13 protein-coding genes are annotated in these 21302 nt (G+C 73.5%); 5 read left to right on the top strand and 8 right to left on the bottom strand.

The features are described from left to right. Positions 1-131: 131 nt before the first annotated feature. Together ACIBQ8_RS23870 and ald are read right to left on the bottom strand one after the other, a co-directional pair. Positions 132-626 carry an EF-hand domain-containing protein gene (locus tag ACIBQ8_RS23870; protein WP_397192988.1) on the bottom strand — a complete coding sequence of 165 codons (495 nt, stop codon included), beginning with the start codon at positions 624-626 and terminating at the stop codon, positions 132-134. A 114-nt stretch (positions 627-740) separates the two neighbouring features. After that, on the bottom strand, positions 741-1856 hold the full coding sequence (ald, locus tag ACIBQ8_RS23865) for an alanine dehydrogenase (protein WP_397171006.1): 1116 nt from the start codon (positions 1854-1856) through the stop codon (positions 741-743). 166 nt (positions 1857-2022) lie between these two features. On the opposite strand from ald, the gene ACIBQ8_RS23860 reads away from it, so the two are divergent. Then, positions 2023-2973 (top strand): excalibur calcium-binding domain-containing protein, encoded by a 951-nt coding sequence (locus tag ACIBQ8_RS23860; RefSeq protein WP_397171007.1) that lies wholly within the window; start codon positions 2023-2025, stop codon positions 2971-2973. Here ACIBQ8_RS23860 and ACIBQ8_RS23855 read toward each other — a convergent pair. The 3 genes from ACIBQ8_RS23855 to ACIBQ8_RS23845 all read right to left on the bottom strand — a co-directional run bounded on the left by ACIBQ8_RS23855 (position 2970) and on the right by ACIBQ8_RS23845 (position 6841). After that, positions 2970-4349, bottom strand: coding sequence for an NCS2 family permease (locus ACIBQ8_RS23855; protein ID WP_397192987.1), 1380 nt, complete (start codon positions 4347-4349; stop codon positions 2970-2972). The two genes, ACIBQ8_RS23860 and ACIBQ8_RS23855, sit on opposite strands and share 4 nt — an antisense overlap. 61 nt (positions 4350-4410) lie before the next feature. After that, a complete protein-coding gene (locus ACIBQ8_RS23850; RefSeq protein ID WP_352323877.1) occupies positions 4411-4644 on the bottom strand; it encodes an EF-hand domain-containing protein in 234 nt (77 codons plus the stop codon). Next, entirely contained in the window at positions 4628-6841 is a 2214-nt protein-coding gene (locus ACIBQ8_RS23845; RefSeq protein ID WP_397171010.1) for a molybdopterin cofactor-binding domain-containing protein, read from the bottom strand. The genes ACIBQ8_RS23850 and ACIBQ8_RS23845 overlap by 17 nt, the downstream gene beginning before the upstream one ends. Positions 6842-6936: 95 nt before the next feature. On the opposite strand from ACIBQ8_RS23845, the gene ACIBQ8_RS23840 reads away from it, so the two are divergent. Then, positions 6937-8496, top strand: coding sequence for a PucR family transcriptional regulator (locus ACIBQ8_RS23840; RefSeq protein WP_397192986.1), 1560 nt, complete (start codon positions 6937-6939; stop codon positions 8494-8496). A 7-nt stretch (positions 8497-8503) separates the two neighbouring features. Here the strand turns inward: ACIBQ8_RS23840 and ACIBQ8_RS23835 are convergent, their stop codons facing one another. From ACIBQ8_RS23835 to ACIBQ8_RS23825, 3 genes are read right to left on the bottom strand one after another with little or no spacing between them, the layout of a single operon-like run. Continuing rightward, complete coding sequence (locus ACIBQ8_RS23835; protein ID WP_397192985.1) at positions 8504-11311, bottom strand: AfsR/SARP family transcriptional regulator; 2808 nt, start codon at positions 11309-11311, stop codon at positions 8504-8506. Further along, positions 11308-14115: a BTAD domain-containing putative transcriptional regulator gene (locus tag ACIBQ8_RS23830; RefSeq protein ID WP_397192984.1), complete on the bottom strand. Its 2808-nt coding sequence runs from the start codon at positions 14113-14115 to the stop codon at positions 11308-11310. Before ACIBQ8_RS23830 ends, ACIBQ8_RS23835 begins: the two co-directional genes overlap by 4 nt. After that, positions 14112-16910 (bottom strand): BTAD domain-containing putative transcriptional regulator, encoded by a 2799-nt coding sequence (locus ACIBQ8_RS23825; RefSeq protein ID WP_397171017.1) that lies wholly within the window; start codon positions 16908-16910, stop codon positions 14112-14114. Before ACIBQ8_RS23825 ends, ACIBQ8_RS23830 begins: the two co-directional genes overlap by 4 nt. A gap of 452 nt (positions 16911-17362) precedes the next feature. On the opposite strand from ACIBQ8_RS23825, the gene ACIBQ8_RS23820 reads away from it, so the two are divergent. From ACIBQ8_RS23820 to ACIBQ8_RS23810, 3 genes are read left to right on the top strand one after another with little or no spacing between them, the layout of a single operon-like run. Continuing rightward, complete coding sequence (locus tag ACIBQ8_RS23820; protein WP_352323870.1) at positions 17363-18646, top strand: helix-turn-helix domain-containing protein; 1284 nt, start codon at positions 17363-17365, stop codon at positions 18644-18646. A 44-nt stretch (positions 18647-18690) separates the two neighbouring features. Continuing rightward, positions 18691-19272, top strand: coding sequence for a copper resistance protein CopC (locus ACIBQ8_RS23815; protein WP_397192983.1), 582 nt, complete (start codon positions 18691-18693; stop codon positions 19270-19272). Beyond that, positions 19269-21245, top strand: a complete 1977-nt coding sequence (locus tag ACIBQ8_RS23810; protein WP_397192982.1) for a cytochrome c oxidase assembly protein — start codon at positions 19269-19271, stop codon at positions 21243-21245. The genes ACIBQ8_RS23815 and ACIBQ8_RS23810 overlap by 4 nt, the downstream gene beginning before the upstream one ends. Positions 21246-21302: the final 57 nt, after the last annotated feature.

Genomic DNA, 21302 nt, shown 5'->3' with positions numbered 1-21302 from the left:
CCCCGCCCCCCCGCCCACCCCCCGTTGGCTGCGGGGGCCCCCCGCCCCCCCCCCCCCCAAAAACCCCCCCCCCCCCCCCGGGCCCGGGCCGGGGCGGGGGGGGGCCCCGCGACGGCTGTTCAAGGGTTCCGCTAGAGGTCGCCGACGAGCAGGCCGCGGCGCAGGCGCGCGTACTCCTCGAAGCTGATGCGGCCGTCGCCGTCGGCGTCGGCCCGCTGGAAGGCGGCCGAGAGCCCGTCGTCGCGGTTCCACAGCGTGCGGAACTCCGCGGCGGTGAGCTCGCCGTCGCCGTCGTGGTCAGCGAGGTCGAAGGTGGCGCGGAACATGGGGTTCAGCACGCCGTCGAGCGCGCCCGTGCGCACCAGCGCCTGGAAGGACTCGACGTACTCCTCCCTGCTGATCCGGCCGTCGTGGTCGGCGTCGAGGGCGTGGACGTGGACGTCCCAGGTGTCGAGGAACGCCGCCACGACCTTCCGCCCCTCGGGGGTGTCCGGCCGGGCGCCGGCCCGCAGGATGCGGTTGCGGGCCAGCGCGATGTAGTCGTCCTTGGTCAGGAAGCCGTCGCCGTCGGTGTCGAGGTCGTCGAAGTTGCGTTCCGCGCTGCCGCGCAGGAGCACCGGATCCATCCAAGCCTCCGTTGTCACGGATCGTCATGGTCTCGTGACTCACCGTAACGCGGCGATCGGTGACGGCCAAGGCCCGGTCCCGTTCCGCGCGACCGGGCCTGTCCCGTACCCGGCTCAGGCCAGCGCCTCCTCCAGCGGCGACCACTCCAGGCCGTGCGCCTCGGCCACCGGCCGGCTGGTCAGGCGTCCCTCGTGGGTGCTCACGCCCGCGGCCAGGGCGGCGTCCGTGCGGACCGCCTCGCGCCAGCCCTTGCCCGCGACGGCCAGCGCGTACGGCAGCGTCACGTTGGTCAGCGCGAACGTCGAGGTGTGCGGCACCGCGCCCGGCATGTTGGCCACGCAGTAGAAGACCGACTCGTGCACCCGGTACGTCGGCTCGGCGTGCGTGGTCGGCCGCGAGCCCTCGAAGCAGCCGCCCTGGTCGATCGAGATGTCCACCAGCACCGAGCCCGGCTTCATCCGGCTCACCAGGTCGTCGGTGACCAGCATGGGCGCCTTGGCCCCCGGCACCAGCACCGCGCCGATGACCAGGTCGGCCTCCAGCACGGCCTTCTCGATCTCCAGGGTGTTCGACGCGACCGTCTGGCAGTGGCCCTGGTAGATCATGTCCGCCTGGCGGAGCTTGTCGATGTTGCGGTCGAGGAGCAGCACCTCGGCCTGCATGCCGAGCGCGATGGCGGCGGCGTTCATTCCGGACACCCCGGCGCCGATCACCACGACGTTCGCCGCCCGCACGCCGGACACGCCGCCCATGAGCACGCCCCTGCCGCCCTGCGAGCGCATCAGGTGGTACGCGCCGACCTGCGGCGCCAGCCGTCCGGCCACCTCCGACATCGGGGCGAGCAGGGGCAGCGAGCCGTCCCTGTTCTGCACGGTCTCGTACGCGATGGACGTGACGCCCGAGTCGAGCAGGGCCCTGGTCAGGGGGCCCGAGGCGGCCAGGTGGAGATAGGTGAACAGGATCTGGCCCTTGCGCATCCGGTGGTACTCCTCGGCCACCGGCTCCTTCACCTTCATGATCAGGTCGCACGTGGCCCACACCTCGTCGGCGTGCGGCGCGATGACGGCGCCCGCCGCGGCGTAGTCCTCGTCCGGGATGGCCGAGCCGAGGCCCGCGTGCCGTTCGACGTGGACCTGGTGCCCGTGGCGGACCAGTTCGTGGACGCCCGCGGGGGTGAGTGCGACGCGGTACTCGCTGTTCTTGACCTCGCGGGGAACTCCGACCTTCATGGGGTCATCCCTCGTTCGCGTGGAAAGTTGCCGACAACCTGCGTTCTCATTTCCATTTTTCCTCCGATCTCACAGACAGGTGAGGATTTTTCGGCTGATTACCCCGCTGCTGCCCGTCCTCGATAAGCTCACCGGCAGCCCGAACGTCAGGATGGGGTCGTCAACGATGGACAGACCGGTAGAGGCGCCTCCCGCGGAGCCGGAAGAGCCGGAGGAGCCCGGGGAGCCGAAGGCCAGCCGTCTCACCACCATCGTGCTGACCGTCTCGCTGGTGCTCGTGGTCGTCGTGGCGGGCGTGCTCGGCACGGTCGCCGTCCTGATGACCAAGAGCCCCGACAGCCCCCTCCTCGGCGGCGCGCCGCCGCAGCGCCTGGCCACGCCCATCCACTTCGCGCCGGTCAAGGAGACCAAGACCGCGCCCTGCCCGGGTGACCCGGCCGTGCTCGACGAGCAGCAGACCACCTGTTACCTCCTGGAGGACGGCGTCACGGTCGGCGCCGTGCAGCGGATCGAGGCCGTCCGGGGGACCGACAACTCCTACTCGGTGCGCATCGCGGTCGCGCCGGTCTTCAAGGACCGGCTGGTGCGGCTCATCGACGAGCTCCAGCCCACGCAGCGGCAGGTCGCGATCGTGCTGGCGCCCGAAGGCGAGCAGACGCCGAAGACGGTCCTGGCCGCGCCGGTCGTCACGCAGAGCATGGACGGCGACAGCCTGAGCATCGCGGGCTTCACCAAGGAGGAGGCCGACGCGCTGGTGGTCCGGATGCTCGGCACGCCGCCGTCCCAGCCGTCGCAGCCGGGCACCGACCAGCAGCCCCAGCAGCCGACGGACCAGCAGCCCACGAACCAGCAGCCGACGGACCAGCAGCAGCCCACGAACCAGCAGCCGACGGACCAGCAGCCGCAGCAGCCCGCGGACACCGGCCAGGGCACCGCGACCACCGGCACGACCGCCCCCGCGGGCGTCGCCCGCGTGCCCGACAGGCGGTACGCGAGCTGCAAGGAGGCCCAGGCCGCCGGCGACGGCCCCTACACGCGCGGACGGCATGAGGAGTACTCCTGGTATCCCGACCTCGACCACAACGGCGTGGCCTGCAACAGCGCTGACATCCGCTAGCCGAACAGAGCCCGGAGGGCGTCGATGCCGAAGTAGGCCAGGAAGACCAGCGAGACGGCCCACAACAGCCACGGGATCTCCGCGAACCGGCCCCTGGCCGCCTTGATCAGCGTGTACGAGATCACCCCGGCCCCCACCCCGTTCGTGATCGAGTACGTGAACGGCATCAGCGCGATCGTCAGGAACGCCGGGACGGCCAGCTCGATGTCGGTCCAGGGCACGTTCTTGGACTGCGTCATCATCAGCGCCCCGACCAGCACCAGCGCGGGCGCCGCCGCGGCCGCCGGCACCACCGCGGCGATCGGCGTGAACAGCAGCGTCAGCCCGAGCAGCGCCCCGGTCACGACGCTGGCCAGACCGGTGCGCGCCCCCTCGCCCACGCCCGCGGCCGACTCGACGAAGACGGTGTTGGCCGAGGCGCTGACCGAGCCGCCGATCATGCCCGCGACGCCGTCGACGGTCAGGATGCGGCCCAGCCGCGGCACCCGTCCGACCTGGTCGACGAGCCCGGCCTCGTCGCTGACGCCGATGATCGTGCCCATCGCGTCGAAGAAGCCGGACAGCACCAGCGTGAACAGCACCACGGTCGCGGTCAGCGCGCCCGCCCTGGCGAACCCGCCGAACAGGTCGAACTGCCACACCAGCCCGAAGCTCGGCGCCGAGACCAGGGACTCGGGCATGTGCGGCACGACCACCCCCCACTCCTTGGCGGGGACGGTCAGCAGCGAGTTGACCAGGACGGCCAGCACCGCGGTGACCGCGATGCTGACGAGGATGGCGGCCGGGGTCCTGCGCACGTACAGGACGATCATCAGCAGCAGGCCGAAGGAGAAGAGCGTGACCGGCCAGCCCGTGAGATGGCCGGTCGCGCCGAGCTGCACGGGGGTGCCGGTGCCCCGGGCGACGAAACCCGCGTCCACCAGGCCGATCAGGGCGATGAACAGGCCGATGCCGACGCTGATCGCATGCTTGAGCGCCAGCGGGATCGCGTTCATGATCAGGGTGCGCAGGCCGGTGACGGCCAGGACGATGATGACCGCGCCCTCCAGCACGACCAGGCCCATCGCCTGCGGCCAGGTCATGTGCGGCGCGGCCTGGTAGGCGACCACCGCGTTCAGCCCGAGCCCGGCGGCCAGCGCGAACGGCGCGTTGCCGACGAATGCCATGAGGAGCGTGGACAGCGCGGCGGCCAGCGCGGTCGAGGTGGTCAGCTCGGCGATGGACAGCCGGGCGCCGGTGACGTCCTGCGCGCCGGCCAGGATGATCGGGTTCAGCAGGATGATGTAGGCCATCGCCATGAAAGTGGTCAGGCCGCCGCGGACCTCGCGTCCGACGGTCGTCCCCCGCCCGGTCAGCTCGAAGAGTCTGTCGAGCACCACACGTCCCCCTCGTCATGATCGAGGGGAGTGCGGGTCACCTACCCGGCGGGGGACATGATCACGCCTTCTCGTGCCGCCCGTGGCCGACCAGGCCGACGAACTCCTCCAGGCCGATCCGGCCGTCGCCGTCGGTGTCGGCGGCGTTGATGAACGCCTCGATCTCCTCCTCGGACGCGCCGTGGACCCCCAGTGCCTCGTTGGCCTGCCTGATCTCGGCCGCGGTCAGCAGACCGTCGCCGTCGGTGTCGAAGCGACTGAACTCCGCCTCGGCGGCTTCACGACCGCTTGCCATCGGATACCTCCCCGTGTTCGGACAAGGCGATATCTTCCGGCCTGATCGGAACGCGAGTCAACCGGAGCCCGGTCGCGGCGCGTACGGCGGCGGCGACGGCCGGGGTGGAGGAGAGCGTGGGCGGCTCGCCGGCGCCGCGGAGGCCGTACGGCGCGGACGGGTCCGGATTTTCCAGGATTTTCAGCTGCATAGGCGGCATGTCGAGCATGGTGGGGATCAGGTAGTCGGTGAACGACGGGTTCAGCACGCGGCCGTCGCGTACCTGGATCTCCTCCATGAGCGCCAGCCCGAGGCCCTGGGCCGTGCCGCCGTGGATCTGGCCCTCCAATGCCTGCGGGTTCATGATCTTGCCCACGTCCTGCACCGCGGCCAGCTCCACCACCTTGACCAGCCCCAGCTCGACGTCCACGTCCACCACCGCGCGGTGCACGCACAGCGCGAGCTGCGTGTGCGAGTCGCCCTGCCCGGTCACCGGGTCCATCGGCTTCGTGGGCCGATGCCGGTACTCGCGGGTCTCCTCGATCGGCCCGAACCTGGCCAGCGCCTCCCGCGGCGGCAGCCCCTCGAACCGCTCGCGCACCGCCTCGCAGGCCGCCTTGACCGCGCCGCCCGTCACGTAGGACTGCCGCGAGGCCGACGACGAGCCCGCCGAGCCCACGGCGGTGTCGGCGGTCGCCACGGTCACCTCCTCGATGCCCAGCTCGGTGCGCGCGATCTGGGCCTGGACCGTGACCAGCCCCTGGCCCACCTCGGCGGCGGCGGTGTGCACGGTGACCCGCGGCTCGCCGCCGACCAGCTCGGCCCGCACCCGGGCGGTGGAGTAGTCGTCGAAGCCCTCGGAGAAGCAGATGTTCTTGATGCCGACGCCGTAGCCGATCCCGCGCCGCACCGACTCGCCGTGCGTGGTCTGGGAGACGCCGCCCGGCAGCACGCGCAGGTCCGCCCCCGTACGCGGGGCGGGCAGCGGCATGGCCTCCAGCTCGCGCAACATGCCCGCCAGCGGCGCGGGGGAGTCGATCACCTGGCCGGTCGCCAGCGCCGAGCCCTGGGAGACGGCGTTGCGCGCCCGGATCTCGACCGGCGACAGGCCGCACGCCTCGGCCAGCCGGTCCATCTGCGACTCGTAGGCGAAGCACGCCTGCACCGCGCCGAACCCGCGCATCGCCCCGCACGGCGGGTTGTTGGTGTAGACGCCCGCCGCGTCGATCCACACGTTCGGCACCTCGTACGGCCCGGCCCCCAGCGAGGCGGCGTTGCCGACCACGGCGGGGGAGGAGGAGCAGTACGCGCCGCCGTCCAGCAGGATGTCGGCCTTGACGTAGACCAGTCTGCCGTCGCGCGTCGCGCCGTGCTCGTAGCGCATCCGGGCCGGATGGCGGTGCACGTGGCCGAAGAACGACTCCTCGCGGCCGTAGACGATCTTCACAGGGCGGTTCAGGCGCAGGGCCAGCATGCACGCGTGCACCTGCATCGACAGGTCCTCGCGGGCGCCGAACGCGCCGCCGACGCCCGACAGCGTCAGCCGGACCTTCTCCGGCGGCAGGCCCAGGCAGGGGGCGAGCTGGTCGCGGTCCACGTGCAGCCACTGGGTGGCGATGAACAGGTCCACGCCGCCGTCCTCGGCCGGGACCGCGAGACCCGACTCCGGGCCGAGGAACGCCTGGTCCTGCATGCCGACCTCGTACTCGCCGGTGACGACGACCTCGGCCTCGAACGTGTCGCCCTTGCGCACCGGCTGGCGCCGGACGTACTCGCGCGACTCGCGCGGATCGGTCACCGCCGGGCGCGGCTCGTAGCCGACCACGACGGCCCGCGCGGCCCTGCGCGCGGTCTCCGGATGGTCGGCGGCCACCAGCGCCACCGGCTCGCCCTGGTGGCGGACCTGGTCGATGGCCAGCACGGGCTGGTCCTTGTGGTCGAGGCCGTAGAACTTCTCGCCCGGCACGTCCTCGTGCGTCAGGACGGCCAGCACACCCGGCATCCGCAGCGCCGGCCCCACGTCGATCGACCGGATCCAGGCCGACGGGTGCGGGCTGCGCAGCGTCACGCCCCACACCATGCCGTCGAGCCACAGGTCGGAGGCGTAGGCGAACTCGCCGGTCACCTTCAGCGTCGCGTCCGGCCGCCGCGCGCTCGTGCCGACCCCCTCCGACCCGCCGACGCCTTCGGACCTGGTGGGGTGGACCGTCTCCGTCATTCTCCGAGTAGAGCACCGGCCCGGCCCGGCCTCCTATGCCCATGACGTGAAATCCCGGTCATCGCTTGACAGACCGGGCTTGTATATTCCTCCAAGTGCGCATCAGTGACCTGCTGGCGATCGACGAGCTGGGTCTCAGGCTGCTGGCCGGCGACCCGGAGCGCGAGTTCGGCACGGTTCACATCACCGACCTGCCCGAGCCGGGGCGCTACCTGTCCGGCGGCGAGCTGGTGCTGACCGGGCTGATGTGGCGCGACACCGCCGCCGACTCCGCCCGGTTCGTCACCGCCCTGGTCGAGGGCGGGGTGTCCGCACTCGGCGCGGGCGCGGCCCGGCTCGGGCACGTGCCCGCCGACCTCGTCTCGGCCTGCCGGCGGGCCGGGCTGCCGCTGGTCGAGGTGCCGGTCGAGGTCTCCTTCCGGACGCTGGCCGAGCTGGTCGCGCCCCGGCTGTCCGGCGACGTGCGCGACGCGCTCGGGCGTCACCGCAGGCTCGTGGCGGCCCTGGCCGAGGGTGCCGACCTGCGCGGGCTGTTCGAGCTGACCGCCGCCGAGCTGGGCGTCACGGGCGCCGTCCTGTCCGCGTCCGGGGCGGTGGTCGTCGGTACGGCCGCCGACCCGGCGGGGCTGGCCAGGGCGTACCTGACCGCGCCCCGGCTGCCCGCCCTGGCCGGCGGCGCGACGCTCTTCGCCGTCGGACGCGGCCACCGGGCGGCCGGCTGGGTCCTGGCCTGCGACGGCGACCTGCTCGGCCGCGCCGACCTCGGCTACGAGCTGGCCGCCTGCGTGGCACTCGAACGCGGCCGCCTGGAGGAGGGCCGCCGGGTCGAGCGCCGCCTGGCGGGGCAGCTCGTGGCGGCCGCCCTGGCCGACTCCGACGCGGCCGAGCTCAACGCCCGGCTGCGCACCTGCGGCATCGACGCGGACGAGCCGTACGCTGTGGTCAGCGCCACCGCCCCGCGCCCCGGCGCCACCCGCGGCCCGGCGCCCGCCGTCCTCGGCGGCCAGATCCTGGAGGAACTTCTCACCCGCGAGGCCGTCGCCGCCCCCGTCCCCGACGGCTCCGGGAGAACGCCGCCGGGAGTCGGCGGCCCGGTCGCGGGCGGCGGGGCTGCGGCGGGTGGTGGGGCGGTGGCGGTGGTGGCGCTGCGGGGGAGGAGCGTCGGGGAGCTGGCCGCGCGGTTGCGGGCCGGGGCCGCCGTGCTGGCCGCGCTGCCCGGCACCCGCCTGAGCGTCGGCCTGAGCGGCGCGCTGACCGGCGCCGCCGCGCTCAAGGGCGGCGTGGAGGAGGCCGGGCACGCCCTGCGGCTGGCCGAGGCCCGCGACGGCGGCGTGGTCACCAGCGACGAGATCTACACCCACGCCCTCCTGCTGGCCACCGTCCCCGGCGACGTCCGCCGGTCCTTCGCCGACCGGCTCCTGTCCCCGCTGACCGACTACGACCGCCGCCACCAGTCCGACCTGCTGCGCACCCTGGCCGTCTTCCTCGACTGCGCGGGCTCGTGGAACGCCTGCGCCGAACGGCTCCACGTGCACGTGAACACCGTCCGCTACCGCGTGCGCAGGATCGAGGAGCTGACCGGCAAGAACCTGTCGGCGATGTCCGACCGCGTCGACTTCTTCCTCGCGCTCCGCGACACCCTCCCACCCGCCTGACCAGCGCTCAGCGGTCCTCCTCCGCTTCGAGGGCCCGGCGCTCCTCGGCGGCGCGCGCCAGCCAGGGCGCGCTGTCCAGCGCGTGCCCGAGCGACTCGGCCGCGCCCAGGCGTTCCCGCGCCGCCGCCAGGCGGCCCGTCAGCCGGTTGGCGCGGGCGAGCAGGATCAGGCATTGCAGCTCCAGGAGCTTGGTGCCGGCGGCGACGGCGAGGTCGAGGGCCAGTCCGAGCTGTTCGAGCCCGGCCTCCAGAGCGCCGCGGTCGAGCTGGAGGCCGCCGAGCGCGCGGCGCATGTGCCCTTCGAGCGCGGCGTCCCCGGCCCGGCCGGCCATGGCCGCCGCCTCCTCCAGCACCGACGCCGCCTCCTCCAGGCGTCCCAGGTGCTGGTAGGCGCTGCCGATCTGCAGCAGGGCGTACCGCTCGCCGACCTCCGAGGAGATCTCCCTGGCGATCTCCCGCTGGGCCAGCCCGTGCAGGAGGGTCTGGTCGTACCTCTGCGCCTTGGCGTACGTGGCGGCCAGATTGCCGTGGGCACGCTGCTCGTTGAAGCGGTCCCGCAGGCGTCTGGCCAGGGCCAGGTGCCGTTCGAGGTGTTCCAGCGCGGCGGCGAGGTCGCCCTTGAAGTGCTGGCCGGCCGCGATCTGGCTGTGGGCGTGCATGGCGGTCTCGTCGTCGGCGAGGCGTGCGGCCACCGACAGCGCCTGGTTGCCGACGGAGATCAGATCGGCCACGCGGTAGGCCTTCTGCTGAGGCCAGAACATGGCCAGGCCGATGGCGGCACCCGTACGGGCGAGGTCGTCGTCCGCGTCGGCCATGGCCTGGGCCGCGGCGGCCAGCAAGGTGGACTCCTCCTGCTCGATCCAGGCGTTCGCCTCAGCGGCGTCCCGGAACCCGCGGCCCGGGCCGGTCACCGGCAGGTGCACCGAGTGGACCCGGTTGGGGTCCCCGACGCGGCAGGCCGACCGCAGGCCGGCGGCGTAGTGGTCGAACAGCCGCAGCAGCGGCGCCTTGCGTCCCTCGGCGGGGGTCAGCTCGCCGGCGAAGACCCGGACGAGGTCGTGCAGCTGGTAGCGGCCGCGCGCGTCCCGTTCGAGCAGGTTCGCGTCGCCGAGGCGGTCCAGCGCCTGCCCGGCCTCGCGCTCCGTGACGCCGGCCAGCCTCGCGGCCGCGTCCGTCGAGAGGTCGGGCAGGTGCACCAGCCCGAGCACGGTCAGCATGTGCGCGGCCGCCCGGTCGAGTGCGCGCTCGCTGCGCGTGAGATGGCTCCAGCTCGCCGCCAGCCCGGACCGGACCGCGAGATCGCCCGCCTCCAGCTCCCCCAGCCGGGTCCGGGCGTCGGCGAGCCTGCCGGCCAGCTCGCCGACGGTCCAGTCCGGGCGGTCGGCAAGGCGCGCCCCGGCGATGCGCAGCGCCAGCGGCAGGCCGTCGCACAGGCGGATCAGCGACGCGGTGCCGGAGCGGTCGGCGCCGACCCGGCCCTCCCCGGCCAGCCCGGCCAGCATCGTTCTGGCCTCGGCGGAAGAGAGCCGGCCCAGCCGGACCCGGACGAGATCGTCCTCCGCCTTCAGCGACTCCCTGCTGGTCACGAGGACGGAGACGCCGGCCGGCGGCGGCAGCAGCGCGCGGATCTGCTCCGGGTCGGCGGCGTCGTCCAGGAGCACGAGGAGCCTCTTGGACGCGGCCCTGGCCTGCCACAGGGCCGCCGCCTCGTCCAGGCCGGGCGGCACCTCCTCGTTGCGGGTGCCGATCGCGCGCAGCAGCCGGGCGACGATGTCGTGCGGGTCCAGCCGCGGCACGTTCGGCGTCCCGCCGCGGAGGTGGACGAACACCTGCCCGTCCGGGAAGCGGTGCCGTACGGCGTGCGCGACGCGCACGGCCAGCGCGGACTTGCCGGAGCCGGGCGCCCCCGAGATCACGACCAGCGGATGCGGCTCGGCGCCGTCATCGGGGGCGAGCAGGCCATGGAGGTGGGCGATCTCGCGCGGCCTGCCCACGAAGCCGATGAGATCGCGTGGCAGCTGCCTGGGGACCGGCCCAGCCTCCCAGCCGGCCGCGGTTCGGGCGCTCACCAGGGCGTACGCCTGCCGTAAGCCCGTGGCGGGCTCCACCCCCAGCTGATCGCTGAGGACGTGCCGCGCCTCGGCGTACACGCGCAGCGCCTCCGGCCGCCGGTCGCAGGCGTCCAGCGCCAGCATGAGCAGTTCGTACGGGCGCTCGCGCAGCGGATGCCGGGCGATCAGGGACCTGAGCTCGGCGACGGCCTGGTGCGGCGCGCCGAGCAGGATCCTGGCCGCGGCCCGCCCCTCGACCGCGCCCGCGTGCAGGTCCTCCAGCCTGGCCCGCTCCGCCTCGGCGAAGGGCCCCGGCACGTCGCCGAGCGGGCGTCCGCGCCACAGCCCCAGCGCCTGGTCGTAGGCCCGGAGCGCCTCCGCCTGCGCGCCCGCCGCGGCCGACCTGTGCGCCGTCTCGGTGAGACGGGTGAAGGCGATCGCGTCCACGCGGTCCGGCTCGACCAGCAACCGGTACCCGCCCGCGGCGCTCATCACCAGTCCCGGCCGCTCACCCGGGTTCCGGTCCGGTTCCAGCGCGCGCCTGAGCCCCGCGACGTAGGTGTAGACGCTCTGCCGGGCGCTCGACGGCGGGCGATCGCCCCACAACCCTTCCAGCAGCCGCTCCTTGGTGACCACCTGCCCGGGGGCGGCCGCGAGCATCACCAGGACCGCCCGCTGCCGCGGCGGCCCCGGATCGACCTCCTCGCCGTCGACGGCGCACGAGACCGGCCCGAGGAGGCGCAGATCGAGACCGGACGCGCTCATGAGCGGCCCGCCGCGATCCTCATCGCCGCCCGCACGGCCGCCTGCTCGTCCTTGGCCCGCTGCTCCCAGGAGACGTAGCCGAACCTCTCCGTGATGCGCACCGCGTCGTCGGCGTAGGACAGGGCTTCGTCGAGCCTGCCGAGCGCGCGCGACACCTGCGACAGCGAGATGAGGGCGTTCACGTTGAACCGGTGACCTGTCGAGCCGAGCAGTGACTGCGCCACCCGCAGGTGCTCCAGGGCGTGCTCGGGGTCGCCGAGCTGGATCAGGACATCGCCGAGCGCCAGGCGGACATGCGCCTCATGGGTGTCGTCGCCCGCCGCTAGGGCTCCGTCCAAGGCCTCGCAAAGCGGCTCGTACGCGTCCCGGGCGCGTCCCAGGCCGAGCAGGCTCTTGCCGATCACGATGAGGGCGAAGCGGACACCGACCTGCGAGCCGGTCGCCCGTGCCACGTCCAGCTGGCGCTCGGCGTAGGGCAGCGCCTTCGTGTAGCGCTGCGCCGTGACGTGGAGGTTGGCGAGGTTGCCGAGCGCGCGCAGTTCGCCGAAGGAGTCGCCGATCCTGGCCGCCAGCTCCAGCGCCGCCTCCAGGTGCGGCACCCCCTGTTCGGCCCGGCCCGTCAGGCGCAGGCCGTTGGCGATGTTGTCGTGCGCGACCAGGGCCAGGCGCTCGTCGCCGAGCCGCTCGCACACCCGCAGGGCCGGCACGTTGAGATCGATCATCTCCTGACCCGCGTGCTCGCGCTGCTGCTGCCAAAGGAGCGCGAAGGTCAGCGTCACGCCCAGCTCCGCCAGGTCGTCGTCCGGCGAGTCCAGAGCCTGGACGGCCGCCGCGTTGAGCACCTGCCGCTCCGCACGCAGCCAGGCCGCCGCCCGCCCGGCGTCCGCGTGCTCCCGGACGGGCCCCTCGACGTGCCGGGCGAGTTGCACCCGGTGCGGGTCGACGGTGACGCTCGCCGACCGCGCCGACGCGGCCAGATAGGACAAGGCTCGCAGCAGGGCCTCCTTCCAGTCCGCCGGGCGCAGCTCGCCGGCGAAGAGCCTGACCAGGTCGTGAAGCGCGTAACGCCGGTCATCGGCCCGTTCGAGGAGGTTCGCGTCGGCCAGCCGCTCCAGGGCCCGCTCCGCCTCCTCGACGGAGCTGCCGAGCAGCAACGCCGTCAGCTCGGCCGTCACGTCGGGCACGTGCAGCAGCCCCAGCAGCGGCAGGGCGCGGGCGGCCAGCCGATCGAGCGGGCGGGAACCGGTGGCCAGGCCGTGGTGACTGCTCGCGAGGCTGGAGCGCACGGCCAGGTCCCCGGCCGCCAGCTCGCGCAGGCGGCCTCGCTCGTCGGCGAGCCGGTCGGCGAGCGCGCCCAGGCTCCACCCGGGGTGGTCGGCGAGGCGGGCGCCGGCGATCCGGAGCGCCAGCGGGAGACCGTCGCACAGTCTCACCAGGGCGGCGGTCCGCTCGGCGTCGGCCTGCACCCTGTCGGCGCCGGCCAGCCCCGAGAGCATGACCGCGGCGTCGGACGAGGTGAGGCGGCCCAGCCGCAGCTGCACGCAGTCGTCCCCGGCGCTGAAGGACTCCCTGCTGGTCACGAGGAGGCTGACGCCCAGCGGGGTGCGCAGGAACGGCCTGACCTGCGCCAGACCGGCCGCGTCGTCCAGAAGCACCAGCAGCTTCCTGCCGTGCAGCTTGCTGCGCCACAGCGCGGCGGCCTCGTCCAGGTCGGCGGGGATGTCCTCGTTGGCCGCGCCGAGGCCGCGCAACAGCCGCCCCGCGATCTCGTGGGGCGGCAGCGGGGAGACGCCCGGCGTGCCGCCGCGCAGCCCGACGGCGAGCTGCCCGTCGGGAAACCGGCCCTTGACCTGGTGTGCCACGTGGACGGCCAGCGCCGACTTGCCCACGCCGGGCGGCCCCGAGATCACCACGAACGGGTGCGGAGGGCCGTCCGCCGGCGACAGCAGAGATCTCAGCCAGGTCGTCTCCGCGGCCCGGCCGACGAACCCGATGAGATCGCGCGGCAACTGCCGGGGGACGGCGGGACGGGCCGGCTCGGGCTCCTCCGCGCTCCCGGACAGCACCAGTTGGTGCGCCGCGCGCAGACCGTCGCCGGGCAGGACGCCGAGCTCCGCGTCGAGGACGCGCCTGGCCTCCTCGAACGCCTGGAGCGCCTCCGCCTGGCGGCCGTCACCGTCCAGGGCCAGGACGAGCAGCTCGTGCAGCCGTTCGCGCAGCGGGTGGCGGCCGGTCAGCTCGCGCAGCGGGGCGATGGCCTCGCGGGCCCGGCCGAGGCGGATGAGCAGCTCGGCGCGCGTCTCGGTGGCGCCGAGGAACAGCTCGTCCAGCCGCATGCGCTCGGTCTCGGCGAACGGGCCGGTCAGGCCGCTCAGAGCCACGCCCCGCCACAGCGCCAGCGCCCGGTCCAGTGTGCGCAGGGCGTCGTCGTCGTCCGGCCCGCGAACGTCGACCGTCTCCAGCAGCTCGGCGAAGACGCAGGAGTCCACCTGGCGCGGATCGACGAGCAGCCGGTATCCGCCCGCCTCGCCGACGAGCACCCTGGACCGCTGGCCCGGCCTGCGTCCGGGTTCGAGCGTGCGCCGCAGCCCGGCCACGTACGTGTAGACGCTCTGCCCGGCGCTGGCCGGCGGGTTCGCGCCCCACAGGCCCTCCACCAGCTGTCCCATGGTCACGACGCGGCCCGGGGGAGAGGCCAGCATGGCGACGACCGCGCGCTGGCGCGCGGCCCCCAGATCGATCTCCTGGCCGTCGAGCACGCCCGTCACCGGGCCGAGCAGGCGGATGGCCACGCCGTCGGTCACCGGTGCCTCGCGCGGGCCTCGTGCACGGCGGCCTGCTCTTCCCTGGCCTCCCTCTCCCACTCCGCGAGCCCGTCGGCCCCGGCCACCGCCTCGGTGACGTGCGCGAGCGCCAGGTCGAGCTCGCCCATGGCGCGGTACGTGCGCGACAACCCGACCAGGTCGCGCACCCGTCCCACGCGGTAGCCGGCCCGTTCGATCAGCTCCAGGGCGATGAGGTAGTGGGGCAGGGCGTGCTCCGGCTCGCCCAGATCCAGATGCACCCGGCCGAGGACGGCGCGCAGCTGCGCCTGATGGGTCTTGTCGCCCACCTGTTCGGCCTCGGACAGGGCCGAGCTCAGGATCTCGCGAGCCTCCTCCGCCCGGCCGAGGGCCTGACGGGCCTCGCCGATGATGAGCATGGCGTACCGGGCGCCGACCCGCGCGCCGATGAGGTCGGCGATGGCGAGTTGCTGTTCGGCGCAGCCGATCGCCTGCTCGTAGTGGCCGCCGTTGAAGTACGCGTTGGCGAGGTTGCCCATCGCGCGCTGCTCGGAGAAGGCGTCGCCGAGCCGTCTGGCGAGGGCCAGCTCGGCCCGCAGGTGCTCGACGGCCTCCTCTATCCGCCCCTGCATGCGCAGGGCGTTGGCCAGCAGACCCCGCGCGTGCATCGTGCTCTCCGCGTCGCCGAGCCGTTCGCACACGGTCAGGGCCATGGAGCTGAGCTCGATCATCTCCAGCGTCCGGTAGCTGCGCTGGTAGGCCCATTCCAGGGCGAGCGTGAGCGCCACGCCCATCGCGGCGATGTCGTCGTCCTCGGCGGACAACGCCTGGCGGGCCGCGGCCGCGAGGACGGCCTCCTCCTCCAGCAGCCAGGCCGTCGCCTCCTCGCGCCCGGCCACCATGTGCGCGGCCGACTCCGGAGCGGTGCCGCGCCGGACGCGGTGCGGGTCCAGGACGCCGCTGGCCAGGTGCGTGGAGGCGGTGTAGTACGCGAGCGCGCGCAGGACCGGCTTCTTGGGGTCGGGTGGGCGCAGCTCGCCCGCGAACAGCCGGACGAGGTCGTGCAGCTGGTAGTGGCCCGGCCTGGGACGGTCGAGCAGGTGCGCGTCGGCCAGCCGCTCCAGGGCCAGGTCGGCGTCGGCGGGGTCGCAGTCGAGCAGCGTGGCGGCCGCCTCGGCGGTGATCTCGGGCACGTGCAGCAGGCCCAGCAGGGACAGCGTGCGGGCGGCCAGCCGGTCGAGGGGGCGGGGGCTGCGTTCCAGCGCGGTGTAGCCGGCCGCCAGGCTGGACCGTACGGCCAGGTCGCCGGCGACCAGCTCGTGCAGCCGCCGCCGTTCGTCGCCCAGGCGGCCGGCCATCGTGGCGATGCTCCAGTCGGGGCGGCTGGCCAGGCGGGCCCCCGCGATGCGCAGTGCCAGGGGCAGGCCCTCGCACAGCCGTACGAGCTCGGCGGTGTCGCCCGCGCCGGCCCGCACGCGCTCCTCCCCGGCCAGCCCGGCCAGCATCGCGGCCGACTCCGCGGGGGACATCCGGCCGAGTTCGAGCTGGTAGGAGTCCTCGCCCCAGGTCATGCTCTCGCGGCTGGTCACCAGCAGCGCGGTGCCGAAGGGGGTGGACAGCAGCGGGCGGATCTGCGCCAGGTCGGCGGCGTCGTCCAGCAGGACGAGGACCCGGCGGCCGTGCAGGAGGCTGCGCCACATCGCCGCCGCCTCGTCCAGGTCGGCCGGTACGGCGTCGGCCGCCACCCCCAGCCCCCGCAGGAACCGGCCGAGCAGGTCGAGCCCGGTCAGCGCGGGCAGTTCCGGGGTGGCGCCGCGACAGTTGACGAAGAGCTGCCCGTCGGGGAAGCGCTCCTGGACCAGGTGGGCGACCTGGGCGGCCAGCGTGGACTTCCCGACGCCCGGCGGCCCGGAGACGATCACCAGCGGGGTCGGCGGACGCCCGCCGTCCGGGGCCAGCCGCCGCTCCAGCTCCTCCAGCTCGCGGGAGCGGCCCACGAACCCGGCCAGATGGCGCGGGAGCTGGTGCGGCACCCCGTCGCCGCGCCACGGTCCGGGCTCCCCGCGCAGCACCAGCTGGTGACACTTGCGTAACCCCTCGCCCGGCGTCAGGCCGAGCTCCTCCAGGAGCAGGACCCGGCCCTCCTCGTAGACCTCCAGCGCCTCCGCCTGGCGGCCCGACCGGTAGAGGGCCAGCATCAGCAGCTCGCGGACGCGCTCGCGCAGCGGGTGGCGGGCGGTCAGGTCGCGCAGGTCGTCGGTGAGCTCGTGGTGGCGGCCCAGGTGTAACAGGCTCTCGTACCGCTGCTCCAGCGCGGTCAGGCGTAACAGCTCCAGCCTGGCGCGCTCCCGCTCGGCGAACGGGCCGGTCAGGCCGCTCAGCGCGGTGCCGCGCCACATCGCCAGGGCCTCGTCCAGGATCCGCACGGCCCGGCGGTCGTCGCCTTCACGGCGGCAGCGGAGGGCGTCGTCGAGCCGCGCGGCGAAGCGCACGGAGTCGACCTGCTGGGGAGCGATGTCGAAGACGTATCCGGCGCCGGTGCCCGGCAGCAGCCGCGACGGGGCGCGCCGCCCGCGGCCGGGCTCGAAGACGCGGCGCAGGCCCGCGACGTAGGTGTAGACGCTCTGCTCGGCGTTGCGCGGCGGCTCGTCGCCCCACATGCCCTGGACGAGCCGGTTCACCGAGACCGGCCGGGCGGCGGCCGAGGCGAGGATCGCAAGCGTGGCCCGCTGCCTGGCGGGACCGAGATCGAGGGGCTGGACGCCACGTTCGGCGTGAACGGCTCCGAGAAGGCGGATGTAGATGTCGTCGCTCACGCGTCCTCCCCGGTTACGGCCCCGCGTCCGCTCATCAGGGCAGCGTAATCACAATCCCGAGGAGGTGAAGCGGCCACGCGACTGTAGATCGAATGTAGACGCCGTCAGGTACGCTCTCGGCCAGACGGAGGAAGAGGGGGCACATCGATGGGCTTGAGGACGTCGTCCTCATGGTGCGCTTTCACACCTTCGAAGGCCGGGTGCGGTGCCGGCCCCGCAGGTGCGCGACGCACCCCCTCCCGGTGAGGTCAGCCGCTCAGCAGCAGTGCGCCAAGTCCTGGCCCGAATAGAGTGCAGACGTCTCGGCGTTCGCCGCCGTAACATTGCCTGCGACAGCCACCGCTGCGATGAGCACGGTGGCTAGCGCAGACAGGGCAATACGCATGCGCATGGGGGTTCTCCCTCGCCTATGTGGGGTTGCTCGGACTTCATCATCTCAGGGAGCAACGACTGTGACCACATCTGACCTGGTCGGCCTCCGTATTAAGACCGTTCGGCGACAGCGCGGCCTGTCACAGGCACAGCTGGCACACCCCGAGTTGTCGGACAGCTACGTCTCCTTGATCGAGAGTGGCAAGCGTACCCCTACCCCCGCCGTCCTGGAGCTGCTGGCACAGAAACTCGACTGTTCGCTGTCCTATCTGATCAACGGCGTGACCGCCGAGCAGATGGAGGACATCGAGCTGGCACTCGGCTACGCGCGTCTGGCGCTGGAGAACGGTGAGGTCGCCGAAGCGCGTACGCGTTTCACCGAGTTGCTGGCGAACAACAACCTGACAGGGTTGACGGCCCTTCGTCAAGACACCGAATTCGGGCTCGCGCTCGCCACCCAGGCGGGCGGCGACCTCGACGGCGCCATCGCCATCCTGCTGCGCCTCCGGGAGGAGGAGCTGTCGGCCGAGCGCCGGATCGAGATCGCCATCAACCTGTGCCGCAGCTACCGGGAGAGCGAGCGGCTCACCGAGGCCGTCGAGGTCGCCGAGCGCATACTCAACGCCTCGGCGCGGCCCGCCTGGAACGATCTGCTCGTGGAGCTCGGCGGCAGCCTGCTGGCGGCGTACATGGAGCGCGGCGACCTGCTGCGCGCCCGGCAGTTCGCGGCCGAGCTGCTCAACGCGGCCGACGCCCTCGGCACCCCGCGCTCGCTCGTGGCGGCCAACTGGATGGCCTCCAACACGGCGGCCATCACCGGCCACACCGAGGAGGCGCTGGCCTTCGCCGAGCGGGCCATGGCCGTGCAACTGGAGCACGGGCAGCCCCGCAGCATCGCGATCATGCGGCTCGCGCTCGCCCAGAGGCGGCTGAAGGCCCGGCCGCACGAGGCCGCCGCCGCCCGCGACATGCTGCGCCAGGGCGTCGTCGAGCACGAGCAGACCTCCACCAGCCCCATCGAGCGGGCCCGCGTGCGCATCGAGCTGGGCGTCGCCGAGGCCATGACCGGAAACCTGGACGAGGCCGTCAAGCAGGCCAAGGCGGGCCAGGAACTGCTGCCGTATTCGGGCTCGGCGCTGGGCGCGGAGGCCGACCTGCTGCTGAGCCGGGTCTACGGCGGAGTCGGGCGGATGGAGGAGGCCCGCGCCCACGTGCTCCCGGTGCGCGACTGGCTGGCGCCGCTGCCCGACTCCCGCCGATCGGCGGCCACCTGGTACGCCACCGCCGAGACCATGGAGCAGCTGGGCGACTCCGACGGCGCCGTGGACGCCTACCAGCGGGCCCTCGCCTGCGCGGGGCTGTAGCGAGGTCAGGACCGGGCGGTGGCGTCGGTAGCCTTGGGGGTGCCATGAAGAGTTCCCCGCTCGCGGCACTCACCGCGATTCTCGCCGCCCTGTTCGTGCTCGGCACCGCCACCCCGGCGCTGGCCCACGACTCACTCAAGAGCAGCGACCCGGCCAAGGGCGCCGAGGTCGAGGCCCTCGACGAGGTCAGGCTGGAGTTCACCGCCAAGGTGCGCATGCCGTTCGTCATCGTCCGGGGCGCGGGCGAGGCCGTCTTCCAGGAGGGCAAGCCCGAGGTCGACGGCGCGGTGGTGCGGCAGGCGGTCAAGGGGCCGCTGCCGGGCGGGAAGTACACCCTCGCCTACCGGGTCGTCTCCTCCGACGGCCATCCCATCGAGGGCGAGATCCCCTTCACGGTCAAGGCGGCTCCGGCGGCCTCGCCGAGCGCGTCGGCCACCGACGCGGCGTCGGCCGCGCCCTCCACCGCCGCTCCCGCTTCCTCCTCCGGCGCTCCGGTCGCCCCCGCGGCCGACCAGGCGGCGGCCACGCCGAAGGGCGGCTTCCCGACCTGGCTGGTCATCGTGATCGGCGCGCTGGTCGGCATCGGCATCGGGTTCCTGTTCAGCGCGCGGAAGAAGAAGCCATGAGCAGAACGGCGCGGCTCGCGCTCGCGGGTGCGGGGGCGGCGGTCGCCGCCCTGGTGATCGGCATGATCGCCGGCGGCAGGGCCTTCCCCAGGATCATCCCCGGGCTGCCCGACGCCGGGGCGGTGGTCAGGTGGGGCCTGCCGGTCTCCAAGCTGCTGATGGACGTCACCGGCGTGCTCACCGTCGGCCTGCTGCTCACGGCCGCCCTGCTGCTGCCCAACGACAAGGGCCTGCTCGGCAAGCCGGGCCTGCTCTACGTCAGGGCCTCGTCCTGGACGGCGCTCGGCTGGGCCGCCTCGGCGTTCCTGGCCATCGTGTTCACCACGGCCGACTCCTGGGGCCGCACGGTCCCGCAGATCCTCAACCGGGAGTACCTGACCAGCACCGCCACCCAGACCACCCAGGGCGTGGCGCTCACGCTGGTGGTGCTGTTCGGGGTGGCCATCGCGCTGTTCTCGCGCGGCGCGATCACCGCCGGGTCCGCGGCCGGCCTGCTGGTGTTCGCGCTGGTGACGATGTTGCCGCCGCCGCTGACCGGCCACACCTCCTCCTCGCCCAACCACGACCTGGCCACTTCGGCGGTCTCGCTGCACCTGCTGGCGCTCGCGCTGTGGGTGGGCGGGCTGGTCGTGCTGGCCGCGCACGCGATGCGCGGGCAGCCGCAGCTCACCGTGGCCGCCGCCCGGTTCTCCGCGCTGGCGCTGTGGTGCTTCGTCGCGGTCGGCCTGTCCGGCGTGTTCAGCCTGGTCGCCCGGCTCGGCGCGCTGTCCGACCTGTGGACCACCCAGTACGGCCTGCTGGCCCTGGCCAAGATCGTCGCCTTCGTGCTGCTCGGCTACGTCGGCTACTGGCACCGGCAGCGCACGCTCGTCGACCTGGAGGCGGGCCGGCCCAGGGCGTTCACCCGGCTGGCCGGCGGGGAGACGCTGCTCATGCTGGCCACCGTCGGGCTGGCCGTCGCGCTGTCGCGCACGCCGCCCCCCGAGTTCAGCGTGCCCGCCGACCGGGCCTTCGAGCTGCTCGGCTTCCCCGTCCCGCCGGAGATCACGATCGCGAACGTGTTCTCGCTGTGGTGGTTCGACCTGTTCTTCGCCGCGGTGGCCGCCGTGCTCGCCGGGCTCTACGGCGCCGGCGTGTACCGGCTGATGCGGCGCGGCGACTCCTGGCCGTGGGGGCGCACCGCCGCCTGGTTCATCGGCATCGCGCTGCTGGTGCTCGCCACCCAGAGCGGCCTGGCCCGCTACGCCAAGGTCCTGTTCGACGTGCACATGATCGAGCACATGACGCTGTCCATGATCGTGCCGATCTTCCTGGTGCTGGGCGGCCCGGTCACGCTGGCGCTGCGGGCGCTCAAGCCGGCGGCCAGGCGGGGCGACCGGGGCCCCCGGGAGTGGATCACCACGATCCTGCACAGCCGGGTGGTCAAGGTCATGTCCCATCCGGTCGTGGCGACGGCCATCTTCGTCGGCTCCACCTACGCCCTCTACTTCACGCCGCTGTTCGAGTCGGCCATGCAGGAGCATCTGGGGCACATCTGGATGACGCTGCACTTCCTGCTCAGCGGCTCCCTGTTCTTCTGGGTGATCATCGGCGTCGACCCGGGCCCGAGCCGGCTGCCGTACGTCGGCCGGCTGCTGATGCTCTTCGTCACCATGCCCTTCCACGCCTTCTTCGGCATCGCGCTGATGATGACCGGCTCGGTGATCGCCGCCGGCTGGTACGAGCCGCTCGGCCGTACGTGGGGCGACAACCTGCTCCAGACCCAGCAGGACGGCGGGGCCATCGCGTGGGGCTTCGGCGAGATCCCGACGCTGCTGGTGCTGCTGGCCATCGCGGCCCAGTGGTACCGCGACGACGAACGGCAGGCCCGGCGCGCCGACCGCAAGGCCGACCGGGGCGGCGCACGAGACACCGAACTCGACTCCTACAACGACTATCTCGCCCGTCTCAACCGCGCTGACAAGGGCGAGTAGCGGTTCGGCCATGGCACCCTATCCTCCGCTCACAGGTCCCAGGACCGCCGGGTAGCC

This window comes from Nonomuraea sp. NPDC049646 (assembly GCF_044465525.1).
Taxonomy (GTDB): domain Bacteria; phylum Actinomycetota; class Actinomycetes; order Streptosporangiales; family Streptosporangiaceae; genus Nonomuraea.
Note: the sequence above shows the minus strand (reverse complement) of the source record. Positions and strands in the feature narration are given on the sequence as shown.

Coding starts and splice junctions, on each gene's coding strand:
- ald (WP_397171006.1), bottom strand. CDS start 1,856: ATGAAGGTCGGAGTTCCCCGCGAGGTCAAGAACAGCGAGTACCGCGTC.
- ACIBQ8_RS23835 (WP_397192985.1), bottom strand. CDS start 11,311: ATGAGCGCGTCCGGTCTCGATCTGCGCCTCCTCGGGCCGGTCTCGTGC.
- ACIBQ8_RS23810 (WP_397192982.1), top strand. CDS start 19,269: ATGAGCAGAACGGCGCGGCTCGCGCTCGCGGGTGCGGGGGCGGCGGTC.
- ACIBQ8_RS23870 (WP_397192988.1), bottom strand. CDS start 626: ATGGATCCGGTGCTCCTGCGCGGCAGCGCGGAACGCAACTTCGACGAC.
- ACIBQ8_RS23860 (WP_397171007.1), top strand. CDS start 2,023: ATGGACAGACCGGTAGAGGCGCCTCCCGCGGAGCCGGAAGAGCCGGAG.
- ACIBQ8_RS23845 (WP_397171010.1), bottom strand. CDS start 6,841: ATGACGGAGACGGTCCACCCCACCAGGTCCGAAGGCGTCGGCGGGTCG.
- ACIBQ8_RS23815 (WP_397192983.1), top strand. CDS start 18,691: ATGAAGAGTTCCCCGCTCGCGGCACTCACCGCGATTCTCGCCGCCCTG.
- ACIBQ8_RS23850 (WP_352323877.1), bottom strand. CDS start 4,644: ATGGCAAGCGGTCGTGAAGCCGCCGAGGCGGAGTTCAGTCGCTTCGAC.